The organism is Pristimantibacillus sp. PTI5 (assembly GCF_048572955.1).
Taxonomy (GTDB): Bacteria; Bacillota; Bacilli; order Paenibacillales; family Paenibacillaceae; genus Pristimantibacillus.
Genome location: NZ_CP183886.1, coordinates 2657664 through 2678510, shown reverse-complemented (window position 1 = coordinate 2678510; position 20847 = coordinate 2657664). Strand labels below are relative to the sequence as shown.

The 20847-nt window shown below is 50.9% G+C and carries 15 protein-coding genes; all 15 read left to right on the top strand.

Translation table 11 applies throughout. From position 1 onward, the window contains the following. Positions 1-2 precede the first annotated feature (2 nt). The 15 genes from ACN6MW_RS11980 (at position 3) to spoIID (ending at position 20768) form a co-directional block, all read left to right on the top strand. Complete coding sequence (locus ACN6MW_RS11980; protein WP_419876336.1) at positions 3-1631, top strand: complex I subunit 4 family protein; 1629 nt, start codon at positions 3-5, stop codon at positions 1629-1631. Between the two features lie 3 nt (positions 1632-1634). Further along, positions 1635-3185: an NADH-quinone oxidoreductase subunit N gene (locus ACN6MW_RS11975; protein ID WP_419875608.1), complete on the top strand. Its 1551-nt coding sequence runs from the start codon at positions 1635-1637 to the stop codon at positions 3183-3185. A 409-nt stretch (positions 3186-3594) separates the two neighbouring features. After that, positions 3595-6699: a S8 family peptidase gene (locus ACN6MW_RS11970; protein ID WP_419875607.1), complete on the top strand. Its 3105-nt coding sequence runs from the start codon at positions 3595-3597 to the stop codon at positions 6697-6699. A 129-nt stretch (positions 6700-6828) separates the two neighbouring features. Further along, the gene (locus ACN6MW_RS11965; protein WP_419875606.1) at positions 6829-7095 is read left to right on the top strand and encodes a DUF1146 family protein; all 267 of its coding nucleotides are present in this window, start codon (positions 6829-6831) and stop codon (positions 7093-7095) included. A gap of 310 nt (positions 7096-7405) precedes the next feature. After that, entirely contained in the window at positions 7406-8833 is a 1428-nt protein-coding gene (gene murA / locus ACN6MW_RS11960) for a UDP-N-acetylglucosamine 1-carboxyvinyltransferase (RefSeq protein WP_419875605.1), read from the top strand. Positions 8834-9025: 192 nt separating this feature from the next. Then, entirely contained in the window at positions 9026-10003 is a 978-nt protein-coding gene (locus ACN6MW_RS11955) for a LacI family DNA-binding transcriptional regulator (protein ID WP_419875604.1), read from the top strand. A 175-nt stretch (positions 10004-10178) separates the two neighbouring features. Beyond that, entirely contained in the window at positions 10179-11522 is a 1344-nt protein-coding gene (locus ACN6MW_RS11950; protein WP_419875603.1) for an ABC transporter substrate-binding protein, read from the top strand. Positions 11523-11630: 108 nt separating this feature from the next. Continuing rightward, on the top strand, positions 11631-12515 hold the full coding sequence (locus ACN6MW_RS11945; protein ID WP_419876335.1) for a carbohydrate ABC transporter permease: 885 nt from the start codon (positions 11631-11633) through the stop codon (positions 12513-12515). Next, entirely contained in the window at positions 12515-13342 is an 828-nt protein-coding gene (locus ACN6MW_RS11940; protein WP_364152728.1) for a carbohydrate ABC transporter permease, read from the top strand. Before ACN6MW_RS11945 ends, ACN6MW_RS11940 begins: the two co-directional genes overlap by 1 nt. Before the next feature lie 24 nt (positions 13343-13366). Beyond that, positions 13367-14821, top strand: a complete 1455-nt coding sequence (locus tag ACN6MW_RS11935; RefSeq protein WP_419875602.1) for a glycoside hydrolase family 32 protein — start codon at positions 13367-13369, stop codon at positions 14819-14821. Between the two features lie 12 nt (positions 14822-14833). Continuing rightward, positions 14834-15784, top strand: a complete 951-nt coding sequence (locus ACN6MW_RS11930; protein WP_419876334.1) for a carbohydrate kinase family protein — start codon at positions 14834-14836, stop codon at positions 15782-15784. 202 nt (positions 15785-15986) lie between these two features. Next, positions 15987-17552, top strand: a complete 1566-nt coding sequence (locus tag ACN6MW_RS11925; protein ID WP_419875601.1) for an efflux RND transporter periplasmic adaptor subunit — start codon at positions 15987-15989, stop codon at positions 17550-17552. After that, complete coding sequence (locus ACN6MW_RS11920; protein WP_419875600.1) at positions 17549-18316, top strand: ABC transporter ATP-binding protein; 768 nt, start codon at positions 17549-17551, stop codon at positions 18314-18316. Before ACN6MW_RS11925 ends, ACN6MW_RS11920 begins: the two co-directional genes overlap by 4 nt. Then, positions 18258-19448 carry an ABC transporter permease gene (locus tag ACN6MW_RS11915; protein WP_419875599.1) on the top strand — a complete coding sequence of 397 codons (1191 nt, stop codon included), beginning with the start codon at positions 18258-18260 and terminating at the stop codon, positions 19446-19448. The genes ACN6MW_RS11920 and ACN6MW_RS11915 overlap by 59 nt, the downstream gene beginning before the upstream one ends. Before the next feature lie 123 nt (positions 19449-19571). Continuing rightward, a complete protein-coding gene (gene spoIID, locus ACN6MW_RS11910) occupies positions 19572-20768 on the top strand; it encodes a stage II sporulation protein D (RefSeq protein ID WP_419875598.1) in 1197 nt (398 codons plus the stop codon). Positions 20769-20847: the final 79 nt, after the last annotated feature.

The following is a 20847-nucleotide window of genomic DNA, read 5'->3' as shown; positions in this document are numbered from 1 at the left end:
GCATCCTGAATGATATTCCCATATTGTCGATTATTTTGCTGTCGCCGCTGTTAGGCGTGATCATCATGCTGCTGCTTCCGAAGCATAGGAGCAGCTGGATGAAGACAATAGTCGTCGTAACGACGCTCATTCCGCTGGTCCTATCCTTTTGGCTGTACGCCCATTATGACAAGCAGCAGGGGGGCGCCGCTTTCGATGAGCAGCAAAGCTGGGTGCAGCTGCCGCTGAACAAGGAAACGCAGCAACCCGGCGTTTCGGAATTTATGTTTTCGTTCCAATATGAGCTTGGCGTAGACGGATTGTCGCTTCCGCTCCTGCTGCTGACGACGCTGGTATCAGCCATGGCATCGCTGGCTGCCATCCAAGTCAAAAAAAGATGGAAATCGTTTTTCATTTGGTTTCTATTGCTGGAGACGGGAATGCTTGGGGTATTCCTCGCCCGCGATCTGTTCTTGTTTTTTGTGTTTTTCGAGATTACGCTCGTTGCGATGTATTTCTTAATCGGAATCTGGGGTTATTTCAACCGCGAGCGCGCGGCTAATCAATTTCTGATCTATAACGGGATTGGTTCAGCCGTCATGCTCGTTGCCTTTGTTATTCTTGTGAACACGGCCGGTTTCCGCATAGACCAAGCCGGTGAACAGATTAGCTTTATTTATAGCGGCAGCTATACGGATATATTCCGCAATATGTCCGACCCGTCGGCATGGATGAATCTCGCTCCCGAGCAGGTCGGAAGTGTCAATCCTTTTCTCATGACGGATACGATGCAGTGGACGCTGTTTATCATGCTGCTGATTGCCTTCGGCATTAAGCTGCCGATCTTTCCGTTCCATACCTGGATGCTGAAGGTGCATACGGAGGCTCCTACCTCCATTGTCATGATCCATTCGGGGCTTTTGTTGAAAATGGGCGCATACGGCCTGCTCCGATTCGGGCTGCTGCTCTTTCCGGAGCAGGCACGCGCATTTGCGGTACCGCTGGCGGTGCTGGGGGTTATCAATATTTTGTACGGGGCGCTGCTTGCTTTTAGACAAAAGGAGTTTAAACTCGTACTCGCCTATTCCTCGATCAGCCACATGGGTATCGTTCTTCTCGGCTTTGCCGCCATGAATGAGATTGGGATGCAAGGCGCGGTATTTCAGCTTGTGTCGCATGGACTCGTGTCCGCGCTTCTTTTCTTAATCGTAGGCAGCATTTACGAGCGAACAGGCACGACGGAGCTTGGCGAGCTGGGAGGCTTGGCGCGCTCTATGCCCTTTATAAGCGGCGTTTTGCTGACGGCAGGGCTTGCTTCGATCGGTTTGCCGGGATTATCAGGCTTTATAGGCGAGTTTTTGTCGCTGCTCGGACTTTTTGAATCGCAGCGCTGGCTGACGGCGGCAGCGGCGCTTGGCATTATTATGACCGCGGTTTACATGCTTCGGGCGGTATTGAAAATAACGTTCGGACCGCAGCGGGAGACCTTTGCCGCGCTGAAGGATGCAAGGCTCATTGAAGCTCTGCCTATGATCGTGCTGCTTGCGTTCATCCTATTGCTCGGCTGCTTCCCATCCATCCTTACGGACACGGTGCAATACGGCATGGATGGCCTGTTCGACCAATTACTTGCAACAAGGGCGGGGGGATAGACCATGTACGAAGGCGTTTCATTTATACCACTGACATGGACGGATATGCTCTACCTTGCCCCGGAATTCGTGCTAACTGCCGTGTTTCTGCTGCTGGTCGTGCTGGATTTAATATTGCCAAAACGCGTAAGCAGGCTGGCCATCGGCTGGCTGACGCTGGCGGGAGTGCTTGCCTCGCTGACGCTCGTGGCGCTTCGGATGCTGGATATGAACCAGGGAGGCGCATCGGCGGAGGCGATTAAGCTGCTGAGCAACAGCTACCGCATTGATGACTTTTCCAGCATGCTCAAGCTTGTATTTTTGACAGGTACTGCGCTGATCGTGCTGCTTGCGCTCGGATCGGTGCGGGATGACGAAGCGATAACGGATCGGTCCGAATATTTTTATCTGCTGCTCCCGGCGCTTATCGGGGCCATGATGATGGCCTCATCGGGAAACTTGGTGACGCTGTACATCGGGCTAGAGCTGCTTAGCTTAACGAGCTACGTCCTGGTCGGGATTCGGAAAAAATCGTCGTTATCCGCGGAAGCTGCATTTAAGTATGTGGTAACGGGGGGGATTTCGTCCGCGATGGTTTTGTTCGGCATGTCGTATCTTTACGGCATCACGGGTTCCGTTGACCTTGGGGCAATCGCAGAGGCGCTGCCGCGCGCAATCGTAGATTATAAAGCGTTTGTGTATGTAGGCTTCCTCTTTATGATTGCGGGCTTCGGCATAAAAGTCGCGGCTGCTCCCTTTCATGCCTGGGCGCCTGACGTGTATCAGGGAGCGCCTTCGCCGGTTTCCGCTTTTTTGGCGGTTATCGCCAAGGGAGCGGCGCTTGCGGCTGTTTTTAGAATCATGTTCAGCACGGTATTAGTTGCGGGCGGCGAAGACGCGAATGTGTCCAAGGATCTCTTCTTAATGCTTCTGGTGCTGGCCGCAGCTGCGATGCTTGTCGGAACCACGGCAGCGCTGAGGCAAAAAAACGTGAAGCGCCTGCTCGCCTTGTCGGGCGTCGCTAATGCGGGATATATGCTCGTGCCGATCGGCATTTCCATAACGGTAGTGCACAGCAGTAATTTTTCGGAATTCGTCTATTATTTGGCAGCCTACCTGTTTATGACGATTGGGGCGTTTGCCGTGCTTACGGTCGTCAGCCGCTCTTCCGGCAATGAGGAGATGAAGAGCTTCGCGGGTATGTATTACCGAGCCCCTTGGACGGCCGCGGCTATGGTTATTTTCATCTTGTCTTTGTCAGGACTCCCAATATCGGGGGGATTTTTCGGAAAGCTGTTTATTTTGCTGGGCGCTGCAAGTGCCAAGGCCTACTGGCTGGCGGCCATAATGGTAGCCAGCAGCGTAATATCCTACTATTTCTACTTCAGCTTAGTGCGCCAAATGTTTATGCGGAGCGGGAACGAGGATGGCGGCCTTCGTTTGCCGGGCGAAACCGGAGCGGTCATTTGGATATGTGCCGCGGCGACGATAGCGCTGGGTATTTTCCCTGGACCGTTAATGGAATGGATCAACGCGGTATTCTCGCTTAAAGGCGACTTATTGATAGGCGGTTAATAAAGCAGGTGCGGTTAATAAAGCAGGTAATGAAGAAATTTCTTGCAACCGGCATGAAAAGGAAGTGGGGCTGTCCCGAAAGGCCGTGAAAATGGACCTAGGGGACGGCCCCTTATTTTTGGCTTTTTGGCAGTTTATGAAAACAGGCTTATTATTGTTTCACAGATAAATGATGTGGGTAATGAGCATCAGGGGAGAAATGGTTCATGTAAGTAGTCGTTGAGACGTGCAGAGCTTCCAGAACCGATGCTGACTCTAGTACATATTTACCGGGAAATAATAGTTTATAACGGACAATCTCTATCTTTTGGCGTGCAACCGCAGGTTCATAGGACTATTGTCCTTTTGTCTGTGTGCAACAAGGGAAATGACGGCTCCGAAGAGAACTGATAATGATGGATTTTTTTAAATGAAAGTGGGAACGGAAAATAACGGATTTGATATGCGAAGGCAGATTGCGATGATTAATCGAATGGAACCAAAACGAGTAGGGATAAGGCAGAGGGCTGGCGGCAGAGAACAGACGGATAAGCCGTCGGCCGCTGTACCAAACAGGGCCGCGCGCTTGCGCAGGCAAGCAATCGCCAAGGGCGTGCTCGCGCTGCTGCTCGTGAGCGTCACGCTCGGGGGCATAGCCCCCGCAGGGCCAGCTCGCGCAGCGGTGCCTGCCGCGCTTGCCGCCGCAGGCGGCGTAACCGAGCAGCCGCAAAGCTGGCTGCTCAAATGGCGAAGCCCCGCGCTCGCGCATGAGCTGCGCGGGACGCAGGTGCTCCGCCGCCAGAATGAGGCGGCGGTCATGCTCGTACGTCCGGCCGATAAGGGCGCGGACGTGCAGGAATGGCTGCGCCGGCTGCGAAGCTTGCCGGACGTGGAGTATGTGCACCCGAATGCGGCGGTGCACATCCTGTCCATGCCTGCGAGCGAGTCTTCGCAGGAGCCGCCTGTGCCCCTGCAAGCGGAGGCAGTGCCAGAGAGGGCTATTGTCCCTGTTGCCCCCGCAGCGAAGCTTGCAGCCGCTGCTGCGCCTGCGACGGTGCCCGCCAATGACCCCGAGCTGCCTAAGCAGCTTTATCTTGGTCAGATTGGCGCAAAAAAAGCGTGGGAAACCGTACGCGAGCAGCAAGGGCTGACCATTGCGATCGTTGATACCGGCGTGGATCTAGATCATCCGGATTTGAAGGACAATCTTGTTCCGGGCGCCAATCTGGTGAACCCGGGAAAGCCTCCGGAGGATGACAACGGCCATGGCACGAGCGTAGCCGGCGTCATCGCGGCAAGAGGAAATAACGGCTTGGGTGTATCAGGCATCGTCTGGAAAGCCAAAATAATGCCGATCAAAGCGCTCGATCAGAGCGGGGACGGCACGGAACAGGAACTCGGCGAAGCCATTTTGTACGCGGTTCGCAGCGGTGCAAAGATCATTGTACTGTCCGTCGGCTTACATCGTTACTCCCCTTATATGCTGGATATCGTAAAGTATGCGGAAAGCAAAAACGTGCTTCTGGTAGCAGCCGCGGGCAATGACGGGGTGGCACTCGGGGATAGATCGGCGGTGAAGTACCCGGCAGCCTATCCAACCGTGCTCGCCGTTGGCGGCGTGAAGACGAACAACACGGTTGACGCACGTTCTAACCGGGGCAGCGAGCTTGATCTTGTCGCGCCTTGGAATGTCTATACGACGGCTCTAGGCGGTCAGTATAAGAAGGAAGAAGGCACCTCTATGGCTGCCCCTCAGGCAGCGGCGGCAGCGGCTCTAATCTGGGCGCGCTACAAGAATCTGAAGCCCTACCAAATAAGGGAGCTGCTGCGGCAAACGGCCAAGGATATCGGCTCGTCCGGCGCGGACAGCGCTTCCGGCTACGGCGTGCTGCAGATTGACCAAGCGGTGCGCTCCACGTTGCAGACAGACGGGTTCGAGCCCAACGACAGCCAGAAGACGGCTGCGAGGTTTCCGCTCGGCACGCAGGTATCCGGCTTGCTGAAGGGGACCTCCGATCAGGATTGGTATCGCATCGATACGCCGTATGACGGTAAGCTGACGATCCAATACGAAGGACTCGTAGCCAGCGGCAAAATTGTACCGCCTGTCCGCCTCACCCAGTATACAAATGGAGTAAAGAAGAATACCGCAGATACGAAACTGGCAAACCGATCGATCGAGTTTGATGTGAAAAAGGGCAATCACCTGATTCATCTCGAACTGATCAACCAGAGCAGCGAGGATGAGCTTCCTTACCTGCTGACATCCGCCTTAACGATAAAACCGGATGATTATGAACAGAATGATAAGTCCTATGAAGCGTCTACGCTTCAGCCCCGTTCCCAGTCGATCACCGGCAATTTTCATCAAACCGCCGACCGGGACTGGTTTGCCGTGACTTTTACGCAAGGCGGTAAGATTAGTCTCGTGCTCACTGCGAATACCGCGCGCATCGATCCGGGGTTGGCGCTCCAAAAAGCGGGGCAGCAGCTCATGGTGTACGACGATGAGGGCGAAGGGGAGACGGAACGTTCGCCAGTCATAACTGTGACACCTGGCAAATATTATATTCGTGTTCACAATGCGATCTCTTCCGAAGCAAGTCCGACTCTTGGAACCTACACGCTCAAGATGGACTATACGCCGAAATATGATGATCCGAATGAACCGAACGATAAATCCTATGAAGCCTTTATGATGAAATCCGGCACGGAGTATCTGGGTGTGATCGGGAGCTACGCCGACGTGGATTGGTTTCAATACCGCGTGGCGAGCCCGAGCATCATCAGCATGGCGATAACCGGCGTGCCGAGCGATAATGATTTGAATCTTCAGCTGTACGACAAACGTATGAAGCAGTTAGCGTCCGTCAGCACGGGAGCGAGCGGCAAGCTGCAAACGAAGGAGCTGCTGCTGCAACCAGGCGTGTATTACGTAAAACTGCTGGCGGAGACCCCTTTTGACAAGCAATATTACCGGTTAAAAGTAAAGTCAGAGGAGTTAATTGCCGGATTCAAGGATATTAAAGGCCACTGGGCGCAAGAGCAAATTGTAGCGATGAACAAAAACGGCATCATAAACGGAACAGGCAGCTATCGGTTCGAGCCAAAGCGTGCTATTACGCGAGCGGAGGCCGTGGCAATGGTCATGAAGGCCTATAAGCCGATTTCAACCGGCACATTGCCGGCCAAACGGTTTAATGACGTTTCTGTTAACCACTGGGCTTATGATGCGATTGCAAGCGCCGTCGGTCAAGGATGGGTAAAAGGCTTCCCGGGAGGCTCCTTTAAGCCCGATCAGCCGATAACCCGTGCAGAGATGGCGCTGATTATCGGCTATGCGGACGGCGTGCAGCCCCGGCTGCCGGTTTCAGATCCGTTCATTGACGTATCCAAGACGCATTGGTCGGCCCCCATGCTTTTTGCAATGAGGCTGAACGGGCAAATCGAAGGCGTGGAGCCGAATCGGTTTATGCCGAAGCGGCAAGCAAGCCGCGCAGATTTTACGGTGCTGCTTTACCGGGTCATCACCTAAAATTTCCCTAGAACAATTTGGCTTGCCGTTTCGTTTGAAGGAAGTTAGGGTATGTACGGACGGCTTGTTTGCCGCCTGCGTGCAGCACAGGCCTTTGATCCTACAAGAAGGAGAAGCCAGGGAGGCAGCATGAACGTTGATAATGAGCTTTATCAAGATTTACAAACGTATACCGGCATGACCGGATTATTCTCTATCGTCATTGTCATTCTGAGCATTATTTTTGTTTGGTTTATCCTGCAGGAGGTAAAGTGGGAGACGTTTTTCCGTTTTCCGCGCAGTCCCAAAGCACGGATGTTTCAAGTTGTTGCAGCCATAATTATGGGCCACTTATTGGCCAGGTTTATTTTGGAATATTGGGGTTATACCGTGCTTCTCAAAAGCTTTGTCGAATAACAAAAGCGAAATATGTCAACAATGGGTAATACATGACGGACTCAAAATGACAGTGGCTTGCGAATAGGTTTAAATTAAGGCCTATTTTGAAAATGGAAACGTATTTTTCGACTGAAAAAGAGATGTTTCTGGAGAAAAAAGTCATAAATTGGCGAGGGAAGCGTGTACAAAAAGTGGCAATAATTTAACGCTTGTCGATTCATGTAATTGTTGATAAGATGAAGTTTGGGTAAAGTGAGCAATTCCAAATTATTCACGAATAGGTAATAGAAATGTAATAGAAATTGCAGTTCGCGGAGGGAACCATAAGATGACCAAAATTATCGTCCGCGGAGGCCAGCGTTTAACGGGAACGGTCCGTGTCAGCGGAGCAAAAAATGCAGTACTCCCCATTTTAGCGGCCTCATTATTGGCGACAGAAGGAGACAGCGTCATCCATGACGTACCCCTCCTCGACGACGTTATGACGATTCAGAAAGTGTTAGCCTCGTTAGGCGCACAATTATCCTATAACAATGAGACCATGCGCATTACCGCGCGGGCTATTACGTCTTTTGAAGCTCCCTACGAGCTTATCCGTAAAATGCGCGCATCTTTTCTCGTAATGGGACCGCTTTTGGGTCGCATCGGCAAGGTAAGAATCTCGCTGCCGGGCGGCTGCGCGATCGGAACTCGTCCGATTGACCAGCATCTTAAGGGCTTTGAGGCGATGGGCGCAGAAATTACGCTTGGCCACGGCTTTATTGAAGCCAGCACGAAGACACGGCTTAAGGGCGCGAAAATTTATTTGGACGTAGCCAGCGTAGGCGCAACCGAAAATATAATGATGGCGGCCGCTTTGGCGGACGGCACAACCATTCTTGAAAATGCAGCCAAAGAACCGGAAATCGTTGATTTGGCTAATTACATTAATGCAATGGGCGGCAAGGTTCGCGGAGCCGGTACGGGTGTTATTCGTATCGAGGGCGTAGACCGCATGTACGGCGCCGTGCATAATGTGATTCCTGACCGCGTTGAAGCAGGCACGTTTATGATTGCTGCGGCTATTACGGGCGGTGACGTTTTCGTAGAAGGCGCAATTGCCGACCATTTGACGCCGGTCATTTCGAAGCTTCAAGAAATGGGCGTAGAAATTACGGAAAGCGATAATGGAATCCGCGTACAATCGGGAACCGTTTTGAAATCCGTCGATGTCAAAACCTTGCCGCATCCGGGCTTCCCGACAGATATGCAATCGCAAATGATGGCACTTCTGCTTGTATCGGAAGGCACGAGCGTCGTTACGGAAACGGTATTCGAAAATCGTTTTATGCATGTGGATGAATTTCAAAAAATGAACGCTCAAATCAAGGTGGATGGACGCACCGCGATTGTCAGCGGAGGTTTGCCGCTAACAGGCGCAAAAGTATGCGCAACCGATTTGAGAGCGGGAGCTGCGCTTATATGTGCGGCGCTGCGCGCAGACGGCGAGACGGAAGTAACCGGCTTGCATCATGTGGACCGCGGATATGTCAATATTACAGGCAAGCTCGCTGCTCTGGGCGCGGATATCCATCGTGTCGAGTCCATTGAAGAAAGCATTTCTGCCGCTGCTTCAAACAAACAAGGCAATGCGGCAGCACGGGATAAAGCTTCCGTGGTTGCGATTTCCGCAGCGGTTTCAGAGACAGACACGGCTGTGCCCTATAAGCGTGAGAAAGAGGTAGCTGTTCTTAAAGTTCAGCCAACCTGGGCTTAACGGTAATAGACACGCAAAACGAAGAAGCTGTTTCAAATAAGCCCTAACAGGCCTATCTGAAACAGCTTCTTTTTATAGAATTGAACAGTGAGATTGCTTAGAAACGATAAGCTTTTGAACAGCAGAACGAGTACCATTTTATGGTTTATTTCGTTATAATGGGTAGGATGACAGAAATGCAAAGGGGCAGCCATGGCAACGATACATGATGTGGCAAAATTAGCGAACGTATCCGTAACGACGGTTTCCCGCGTATTAAATAATCGCGGTTATATTAGCGAGGCAACTCGGGCCAAGGTGTACAAGACCATGGAAGAGCTTCATTACCAGCCAAACGAAATCGCACGCGCATTATTGAGAAAACAATCCAACGTAATCGGATTAATCATACCAAGCGTATCTCATCCGTTTTTTAGCGAGCTGGCGAACCATGTGGAAAACTATGCTTATGAACTGGGCTATAAAATGCTGCTATGCAATTCGGAGCTTGATCCGCTTAAGGAAAAGGAATACATCGAAATGCTTAAGCGGAACCGTGTCGATGGCATTATTATGGGAAGCCACACCCTGCAGGTAGAAGAATACAAAAACTTAAGCTCCCCGATCGTGACCATTGATCGCCAAATCAACGGAGACATCCCGTTTATTTCCTCGGATAATTTTGCGGGCGGCCATCTTGCGGCGAAGCTGTTGGTAGGGAAAGGCTGTAAAAAAATTGCGCATATATGCGGAAATCTGGAGCTACAGCTGCTGGCAAACCAGCGGACTGAGGCCTTTCGGACCGTGATGGAGAAGCATGGAGTCGAACACATCATCATACAGACCGATATGAATGTATTTGATCAAGTGCAGTATGAACAAATTATCTATCAGCTGTTCAAGAATCACCCCGATATTGACGGCTTGTTCGCAACGAGTGATATTATTGCTGCGTTCGCCGTTAAGGAATGCGCGGCTGCGGGTAAACGAATTCCAGAAGATGTGAGGATTATTGGCTACGACGACGTTAAGGCCGCTAGATGGATAACGCCGGAGCTGACGACGATAAAACAGCCGATTTTAGAAATCGGGAAAATGGCGGTCGATTTAATTGTGAAGCAGATGAATGAAGAGTTTTTCGAGACCGAAAATATTATACCCGTGTCTCTTGTTGAAAGAGAAACTACATAGCATTAACAATGAAAATCCCTTATGAAATAAGGGTTTTTTTATTTTTCTATAATATGTCAATCGATTGACATGTCAAACGATTGACATATGGACTTCACGAATATATAATACGTAATGAAAGCGGTTTACACGATCGATAAGCCGTTTGTAAATTTATAGAATCGGGGGAAATGATATGAAATCTTTGAAGTGGATACAGGTGCTTGCGCTGTCGCTTATCGCTGTTATGGTTGTTACGGCCTGCGGCAATTCCGGTAATACCGGTGATTCCAGCAATATCAGTAATTCCGGTAACGCAGGTTCATCTAATGAAAAATCAGAAGTGAAAATAACGCTGCTTAACTCTAAGGGTGAAATTCAAGCCCCGCTGGAAGAAGCGGCAAAAACATTTAAAGAAGACTATCCGAACATAACGCTTGAGATCATACCTGTACCTGCCGGACAATCGCCTTTTGAGAAAGCGTCGGCACTTTATGCTTCAGGAAACCCTGCAACCATTACGATGCTCGATACGGGTGACGTAGAGAAGTTTAAGGATCGCATACTTGACCTAAGCGGCGAGAAGTGGATGGCCGACGCGGTTGACCGCAGCACTTCGCTTACGACGTTCGATGGCAAAAACTACGCATTCCCGCTTGCAATTGAAGGCTATGGCTTCATTTACAACAAGGCGGTTGTAGATAAAGCGGTGGGCGGAACCTTTGATCCAGCAACGATTAACACAACAAACGCGCTTGAAGAACTGTTCAAAAAAATAGAAGCCTCCGGGAAAGCGCCGCTTATCATTTCGCCGATGGATTGGTCGCTGGGAGCTCACTACTTGCCGCTTGCTTACGCGGGTCAATCTGCTGATACTGCTGCGGTTGCGAAGTTCGTAGATGATTTGAAAGCAGGGACAGTCGATTTGGCAAGCAACGCTGTCTTTAACGGATTGATCGATACGTTTGATGTCATGGCAAAATACAACATCGATAAAGCATCGCCGCTATCCGGTACCTATGAGAGAGGACCGGAAGTGCTGGGTAAAGGCGAGGTGGGCATTTGGTTCCAAGGGAACTGGGCATGGCCGCAAATCAGCAGCTTCGATACAGCTAGCGGCCAGTATGGTTTCCTTCCGGTGCCGGTGAGCAACAATGCGGATGATTTCGGCAATACACAAATTTCTTCGGCTGTTTCGAAGCGCTTGGTGCTCGACAAAGAGAATAATACAGCTGAGCAGCAAGCTGCTGCAAAAACGTTCTTGGAATGGATGGTATACAACGAGAAGGGGCAAGACTTCCTTGTAAATAAAGCGAACATCATTCCAGCATTTAAGAATGTTACGCTTGAAGCGAAGGACCCTCTTGCGAAATCGATTTCCGAGCATATCGCAAACGGCAAAACTCAAGATTCAATGAGCACGCTTCCTGCAGATCACTGGGCGAAGATAGGTGCCGCGATGCAAAAATATTTGGCTGGCGCAGGTGATCGCGCGGAATTAACCAAAGAAATCGAAGATTATTGGAAAGCTGTTAAATAAACAGTTGCAGTAAGACAACGGCCTACCCTGCGAATGTGACAGGGTAAGCCGTTTGCTCTTATCTAAGTTTCGATACACTAAAAAACATGCAGAATGCGAGGGACCATGATGATAACGGAAAAAGGGCTGTGGAATCGCTTGAGACTGCGGCTGCTGTTCACCGGACCTACTTTATTTGCTTTTCTAGCCGTAATGATAATTCCTTTCCTGTATGGCATATACTTGACCTTCACGAACTGGGACGGCATATCGACCACAAGCAGTCTGGTGGGGTTTGATAATTACGTATCGGTTTTCAAAGATTCAGTGTTTTGGAAATCGTTTTTGCTCACTTTGAAATATGTGTTCATTTCTGTCGCGCTTATAAACGCAGTCGCTTTTTTGCTGGCCTACGTGCTGACGGCAGGCTTGAAGGGGCAAAGTATTTTTAGAGCAGGCTTCTTCATTCCGAACCTGGTAGGCGGAATTGTACTCGGCTTTGTATGGCAATTTATTTTCTCCAACGTGCTCGTGTACTTGGGCAAAGAACTGAGTATCCCGCTGCTCAGCGCTTCGTGGCTGGCTGATCCGGATAAAGCCTTTTGGACGATGATTATTGTTACGGTATGGCAATATGCAGGTTATATGATGGTTATTTATGTGGCCGGACTAATGAATGTGCCAAAGGATATTTTGGAGGCGGCCAGTATCGATGGAGCGAGCCTATGGACCAAAATGCGCAAAATGATTTTGCCGTTGATGGTTCCATCATTTATCGTTTGTATATTCCTATCTCTCCAACGATGCTTTATGGTTTATGATTTGAACCTTTCTTTAACGAAGGGCGGACCGTTCAAAAGCACGGAGATGGTATCGATGCATGTGTACGAGAAGGCCTTCTTATCGAGAGACTATGGAGTCGGCCAAGCGGAGGCTTTCGTTCTGTTCCTGCTTGTAGCTACGATTACCATTGCTCAGGTTTACTTTAGCAAGAAGCTGGAGGTTGAGGCGTGATGGAAAATAAAAACGGAGCACTTGCGTGGACGAAATTCATTGCCCTCCTCATTAGTTTAGTTCTGTTTGTCTTTCCTTTTTTGATGCTGCTGGTCAACTCGTTTAAGGAAAATAAGGCGATTACATCCAGTCCGCTGTCCTTGCCGGATAGCTTTAGCTTCGCCAATTATAAGAATGCTTTTGGCAAAATGGAGTATGTTTCCGCATTCACGAACTCGGTCGTTATCACGGTGCTTAGCGTCATATTGATCTCTTTTTTGGCAGCCATGACTGCCCACTATTTCGTAAGAAATCAAACAAAGCTGAATCAATACACTTTTTTCTTAATGGTAGCGGCAATGATTATTCCGTTCCAAGCCATTATGATCCCTCTCGTCAAAATATACGGCTCCATTGGTTTTTTGAACAGCAAATGGGCGCTTATCTATATGTATATCGGATTTGGCAGTCCGCTCGCGGTCTTTATTTACCATGGTTTTGTAAAAAGCATACCGGCGGAACTGGAAGAAGCGGCGCTTATTGACGGCTGTACCCGAACGCAAACCTTTTTCCGCATTGTGTTTCCGGTGCTTGCCCCAACGACGGTTACGATCGCGATCTTGAATGTGTTGTGGATTTGGAATGATTTCCTATTGCCGTCCTTAGTGCTGATCGCGCCGGCCGAGCGGACGCTGCCGCTGTCTACTTTCTATTTCTTCGGTACGTATACCGTTGATTACGGCCCGCTTATGGCTGGTCTTATGCTGACTATTTTGCCTGTGCTAGTTGTCTATTTATTTGCGCAGAAATACATTATCCAAGGGGTTATGCAGGGTTCAATTAAATAACAAGTAAGGGTTGGATGAATTATTTTGTACACGAGAGAAAATGCCGACACATTTATTGCAGAGCGTAAATATTTGTTGAAAGAGCAGTACCGGCTGGGCTTTCATTTAATGAGCGAATTTGGGTGGATGAACGATCCTAATGGTTTTATCTATTATAACGGCGAATATCACATGTTTTATCAACATTATCCGTACCAACCGGTCTGGGGGCCGATGCACTGGGGGCATGCTGTGAGCCGCGACCTGATAACGTGGAGATATCTGCCTGTAGCGCTGGCTCCGGATCAGGACTACGATCGCGACGGCTGCTTCTCAGGCAGCGCTTTTGAGCGGGACGGGAAGTTGTATTTGATGTATACCGGCCATGTAATCACGGGGCCGGATAAGGAAAATGATTACAGCCAAAATCAAAACATAGCCGTATCCGAGGATGGCATTCGTTTCGAGAAGCTGACCAGCAACCCTGTCATCGGACCGGAGCAAATACCGGCGGAAATAAGCCAAAAGGATTTCCGGGATCCTAAGGTGTTTATGCGCGAGGGTATTTATTATTCGGTGATAGGCTCAAATGATGGGCAAGGCACTGGGCTTATCTTATTATATCGCTCACAGGATCTTGAAAATTGGAGCCTGGTTGGCGAAATCGCCCGCAGCGATGGTCAACTGGGCGATAATTGGGAATGTCCGGATCTGTTCGAGCTGGGGGGGCACGACGTGCTGGTGATGTCGCCGCAGCGTATGCCTGCGCAAGGAGACGACTATCATAATCTCCACTCCGCCACCTATATGGTCGGCCGATTGGATATCGAGCATAGCAGCTTTAGCTATGAACGCTATGAACCAATAGACTGCGGTTTTGATTTTTATGCGCCGCAGACAACGATCGATGATAAAGGCAGACGAATCATCATGGGCTGGATGGAAACGTGGGAGACGGAAATTCCGACGCAGCTCGGCCATTATTGGGCTGGCGCGATGACGATGCCGCGTGAGGTTGTCATGGAAGGAAGCTCATTGCTGTTCAAGCCGCTGGAAGAAGCGAAGGCGTATCGGCATAACGCTTATGAGATAAGCAATATTCTTTTGGCTGGCGTTAAAGATATGGAAGTGGGCGGAGACTGCTACGAGCTGGAGGTTGTATTCCGAGCCGATCAAGCGGAGGAGTTTGGCTTGAAGCTGCGGGTACACGGCAGGGAAGAGACTGTATTGTCTTATCGTCAGAAGGAAGGGATCTTCCGCTTCAACCGTGATAAGTCTGGCATCGGTCTTGGCGGAGAGCGCAGAACAAAGGCCGCGCTAAAGGACGGCCTGCTTGCTTTGAATATTTTTGTTGATAAATCTTCCGTCGAGGTATTTATACAGGGCGGCGAGAAGGTAATGACAGGCCGAATCTATCCAAGCAGCGATTCGTTAGGCATACAAGCGTATGCCGAAGGAATCTGTTCTGTGGTATCCTTTAAAAAATGGGATATAAAGTAGGAGGGGCTTAAACTGTCGACAGTATATACGATCGGTGAAGCGTTAATTGATTTTATTCCGGATACGAGGGGAATCGAATTAAAGAATGTAGTTGGCTTTAGGAAAGAAGCCGGCGGCGCTCCGGCGAATGTGGCATGCGCAGTGGCGAAGCTCGGCGGCAGCAGCGCATTTATCGGTAAGCTGGGCAACGATGCCTTCGGTGATTTTCTCGTGGAAACGATGGGGGCTGCCGGTGTGGATACCAGGCTCGTGCTGCGGACGAATGAAGCAAACACGGCACTTGCCTTTGTCAGCCTAAAGGCAGACGGCGACCGCGATTTTTCTTTCTATCGGAATCCCAGCGCGGATATGCTGCTTTCAGAAGACGAGATCAGCGGGGATTGGTTCGCTAAAGGAGATATTTTGCACTATTGCTCGGTTGATCTCGTTGAAGCGCCGGTTAAGTATGCGCATAGCAAAGCGATTGCGGCTATGAAAGCGGCAGGCGGCATCATCAGCTTTGACCCGAATGTACGGCTGCCGCTGTGGGCAGATCACGAGCAGTGCAGGCAAACGATTCTTCAATTCATCCCGCTCAGCCATTTGGTCAAAATCAGCTCGGACGAGCTTGCTTTTATTACGGGCATCGAGAATGAGGAGGAAGCAATCTCTTCATTATTTGCCGGAGAAGTACAGGCCGTTATTTACACAAGGGGCTCTGAAGGCGCGGTATGGTACACGCGAGACTATCAAGCGGCGGTGCCTGGCCAGAAGGTGGCTGTAGTAGATACAACGGGCGCAGGGGATGCGTTCATAGGCGCTCTGCTGTATCAGCTCCAATTAAATGAGGGAGCCGTGAGCGGAATCGACGCAGAAAAGGCGCAAAGAATGGTTGCGTTCGCCAATGCTGCAGCAGCTTTGACGACGACCAGGGCAGGGGCGATTTCATCGCTGCCCGTTCTTCGCGAGCTTCCGCCTTTATAGAGATTTTATTGAGAGAGCATTGCTATATCTCCTTATAACGGGAGAAGGAGCGATGCTCTTTTTTTGTGCGGCGTATCTTCAGCTTGCGGTGGATTTTGCTGTAAAGCTTAGGGTGACGGGATCGCGGGCTTGTTCATCTTCCGTTCATTTTTGCGTGCTATATTCTAACTGACTAAGACCGATGGAGGGTGGATTAAAGCAGATGAAGAAATGGACGATAGGGCTCAGCATTATCATTATCCTGGCCGCTGCTGGAGCAGGTGCCTATTATTTTTATTTTGCGAAAGAGAAAGAAGCGGCAGGGGTTACGCCCACTTCGCGTACGGTTTCCGCTACGAAAGGATCGATTTTGAAACAAATCAGCGGGACGGGATCGGTGGCAGCAAATTCGAGGGAGACCGTAACGGCGGGCAAGAGCGGCACGATTGCAACGGTGAATGTAAAAAAAGGGGATAAGGTCAAAGCCGGCCAAGTTCTCGTCACGTTCGAGGCTGCAGAGGATAATGAAGAAAAAATTACATCAATTGAAAAGGATATAACGAAGCTGCAAGAATCGATTGAAGGCTATCAGGAGAATTATAAGGAAGCGACGGGCACGGAAAACGAAGAGGCCACGAAACAATCGCTTCAGAAAAACATAGAAGACGCGAACGCGGAAATAGCGGATTATGAGGAGCAACTGCAAGATATTTATGAAGAGCAGGCAAAAGAGGAGAAGGTAGTAGCCGCGTCTATTGACGGAGAAATCACGGAAATGGATATCGAGGTCGGCGATGAAGTCAATGCCAATACGACTGTAGCGACTATTGTGGACTATACCAAGCTGGAGTTCGTAACCTCCGTGGATGAGCTTGATATTTCATCGGTAAAGGTTGGCCAAGCCGTTGATCTGTCTTTAAGCGCCATTACGGATCATACGATTGAAGCGACCGTATCCGAAATTGCAATGGAGGGTACCTCAAGCAACGGTTCGTCCGCATTTGAGGTGAATATTCTTCTTACGGATATTGAAGGGGTCAAGGTCGGTATGTCGGGTGAAGCGGCGATAACGATTGCATCCAAGGAAAATATTGTTTTAGTGCCGGTTAATGCGGTAGTCGAAATGGGGACGAGATCTTTCGTGCGTGTACCGAGTGAAAACGGCGAGGAAGCCGCGGCCAGCGCGGGCGGGCAGCAGCAAGGAGCGGCAGCCGGGACAGGAGCAGCGGCAGGCGGCCAGCGGGGGGCGGCAGCGGGTCAAACGGGCACCGCGGGCGGCGGAGCACGTCCGGCAGCGGGTCAAGGTACGGGCGCAGCGGCAGGCAGCGGACAAGGAACGGCGCCGCAGGGAGCGGCGTCAGGCCAAACAGGCGCGGCAAGCGGTGAACAACCGGCAGCGGGCCAAGGTACGGGTGCAGCCGCAGGCAGCCAGCGCGGTGCAGGACAAGCGGGAGCAAGCACCGGATCGGGCGCAGCGGCAGGAGGCGACTTTGCGGCAGGCGCTCGGGCAGGCGGCAGGATACAGAGCGGGCTTGAAGGCCAGTTGGTTGAGGTGACCACAGGTCTTAGCGACGAGAGCTTTGTAGAAATCGTCTCTGGTCTTGAGGAGGGTGACAGCGTGCTTGTTCCTATTGCCCAAGGAACAGTCGGAATGGGGAACGATACGGAAGAGACGAGCATGCAGCAGGGCGGCTTCCCTGGCGGCGGAATGGTATTCCCAGGCGGCGGCATGGGCGGAATGGCTGGCGGAGGCGGAATGCGGAACACAACAAGCGGCGGTGCGCGATGAGTATGAATTCAAACGTTCCTTTAATTGAGATGACGAATATTACGAAGTCATATATGATGGCGCGGGAAAAGACGACGGTTTTGCATGAAGTATCGCTTAAGGTTGCCCACGGTGATTTTCTTGCGATCGTTGGCCCATCCGGCTCGGGAAAGTCGACGCTTATGAACATTATAGGCTGTCTCGACCTGCCGAGCGAAGGAAGCTACAAGCTGGAAGGCCTTGAGGTGACAGGACAAAGCGACAATAAGCTGACGGAAATGCGCAATAAAAAAATCGGTTTTATTTTTCAAGGCTATCATTTGCTTCCGAAGCTTACGGCGCTCGAGAACTGCGAGCTTCCGCTTATTTACCGGGGCTTGCCCGGCAAGGAGCGAAAGCTGCGCGCAATGGACGCGTTAGAGCGGGTGGGCCTCGGTCAAAAATTGCATCACCGCCAGAATGAGCTCTCGGGCGGCCAGCAGCAGCGGGTTGCGATCGCGCGCGCGCTTGCCACTAATCCGCCCATGCTGCTTGCCGATGAGCCGACTGGCGCATTGGATTCGAAAACGGGCATGGAAGTGCTCAGCATGATGGAGGAGCTGAACAGAGCAGGCCAGACGATTGTACTGATTACGCATGATATGGAAGTAGCGAAGCGGGCAAGCCGAACGGTAATTATACGGGATGGGGTGTTGACCGAGCAGGAGCAAGGAAGGAGGGGCAGCGATGAAACTTACGCAGGGCTTCAAGATGGCAGTCAAGAGCGTCTTGTCAAACAAGCTTAGAACGATCTTATCTATGCTTGGTATTCTGATAGGCGTTGCAACGGTTATCGCGTTGGTGGCCATGGGGAAGGCATCCTCCAACGAGGTGGCCCAGCAGGTGTCGTCACTTGGAAGTCCGAATTCGCTCTCCGTTACGATTACTGGCCGCGGTACGGTTACGACGCTTTCCGTGAATGAAGCGAATGAGCTTGGCGATGTGGCGGGCGTAGCAGGCGTTGCGCCGGTGACCAGCACGACGGGTTATGCGAAGTATGGGAAAACCCAGGTAACGGTTACCGTTGAGGGAATAACCGCCGCATACGAAGAGGTAAAGGATTTTCCGGTTCAGGACGGAAGATATATCGCCTCGCCGGATATTAAAAACAATACAAAGGTAGCGCTCATCGGCGTGGATACCGCAGCCGATCTGTTCGAGGATGAAGGAGAAGACCCGTCCGCCGCGGTCGGCAAAAAAATAACGATCAACGGTTACAACTTTACGATCGTCGGACTGCTTGAGTCGCAGGGCAGCTCGCTTACGGGCTCGAATGACGAGAAAATATTAATTCCCGTCACGACGGCGCAAAAAATATTTCAAACAAGCGGTGTATCTACCATTAACCTAATCGTGTCGGATACGAAGCTTATGGCTAGGACCGTTACGGGGATCGAAGCCGTTCTCTATGAGAAGTTCCGAGGGAATGAGAACGCGTACCGGGTGCTGAATCAAGAAGAAGCCATGGAGACGTTGAATTCGGTGAATGAGACGATGAACAGGCAGCTTATATATGTAGCGATTATATCGCTTATCGTTGGCGGTATCGGCATAATGAATATCATGCTCGTGTCGGTAACGGAACGAACGCGGGAAATTGGCATTCGCAAATCATTGGGAGCCAAGAAGCGGGATATTTTATTTCAGTTTCTGGTCGAGGCGGTTTGCATTAGCGGCCTTGGAGGAGCGTTAGGCATTGCTCTTGGCTATATGGCCTCTTTTATTATCGGAATGGTCATGAAAACAGAGACGGAGGTTCCGATAGATACGGTATGGCTGGCTTTTGTGTTCTCGGCTTTCGTTGGCGTCATATTCGGCTATTTGCCTGCGAATAAGGCGGCAAGCCTGCGGCCGGTTGACGCCCTTCGCCATGATTAGACTTTTCGTTGTTCTACCCTATCATTCGCGCTCATAGAATGTACCATCAGGACCGGTTTAAGAGAGAGGGGCTCCCTACTGCGGATTCTTCCTCTCTTCCCGGCCAAGATGGAAGGAGAGCCCATGAAGCGAAGGATAGGGAAGTTTTCGATAGTTTCGTTGATCGGCCGGGTGCGGACAAGCAGAGGATTGGCTTTATTTGCGGTAGGCGCGATGCTGGGAGCCTCTATGCTGCTAGTCAGGCTTTCGCTGAATGAGCTCCGGGGCGCGCAAGCCGCACGGTACATAATAGAGGCGCCTTCGGCAGAGACGGGTACGCAAGCGGAGTCTTCAATTGGCTCTCCGGAGGATACCGAGGGACGCCAGACAGTTGATAAAGAAGCTGATCCGCAGAGCGCCAAACCGGCTGCGGGAAACCAATCGCAAGCGGAGACGTCGGAGGTTCTCGATCATCTCGTCATCCGCGTCTATATGACAAAGGAAGAACGGATCGAGCGCGTTCCGCTGGAAACCTATGTCCGCGGCGTCGTGGCCGCAGAAATGCCCATCGGCTTTGAGCTGGAAGCATTGAAGGCGCAAGCCATTGCCGCACGTACGTATATGATACGGAGAATCGTTCAAGGCAATGACAGCGGGGTGCCGGTTAAGGGCGCCGACGTGACGGACACGGTTGAGCACCAAGTTTATGTCTCGCTCGCGGATCTCGCCCGCAAATGGCCAAAGGCCGATCAAAAGACAAACATGAAGAAACTGAATGATGCGGTTGCAGAGACAAGAGGCAAAATCATTACCTATAAAGGGGATCCAATCGAAGCGGCTTTCTTTTCCACCAGCAATGGGTATACCGAAAACTCAGAGGATTATTGGAAGCAAGAGATTCCATATCTTCGCAGCGTGGCGAGTCCTTGGGATGAAGCTATTTCGCCGCGCTATAAGGAAACGGTAGAGCTCTCTTTAAAAGAATTTTATAACAAGCTTGGGGTCTCGGGGAAGAGCTCTGCCAAATCAGCCATTCGTATAGTAGAGAAGACGGCGGGTAACCGGATCAGCAAGATCGTCATAGGCGGAGCGACTTTCACGGGCCGGGAAGTGAGAGAAAAGCTAGGTCTCGCATCCTCTCAATTCACCTGGAAAATCAAAGGCGGCACGATAGCGATTACGACGTACGGCTATGGGCACGGCGTTGGCATGAGCCAATGGGGAGCGAACGGCATGGCGCAATCGGGGGCGAGCGCCGAGCAAATTTTGGCGCATTACTATTCTAGCGTTCAAGTGGAGCAAGCTTCGAAGCTATCGGAGCAGTTGGCCAGTCACTCCTAATATTTAACTCTTTCAATATTTCATTTTCCCCTCAGGTATAAACCTAGCAGATCTGGTAACAATGGCTAGTGAGGTGATA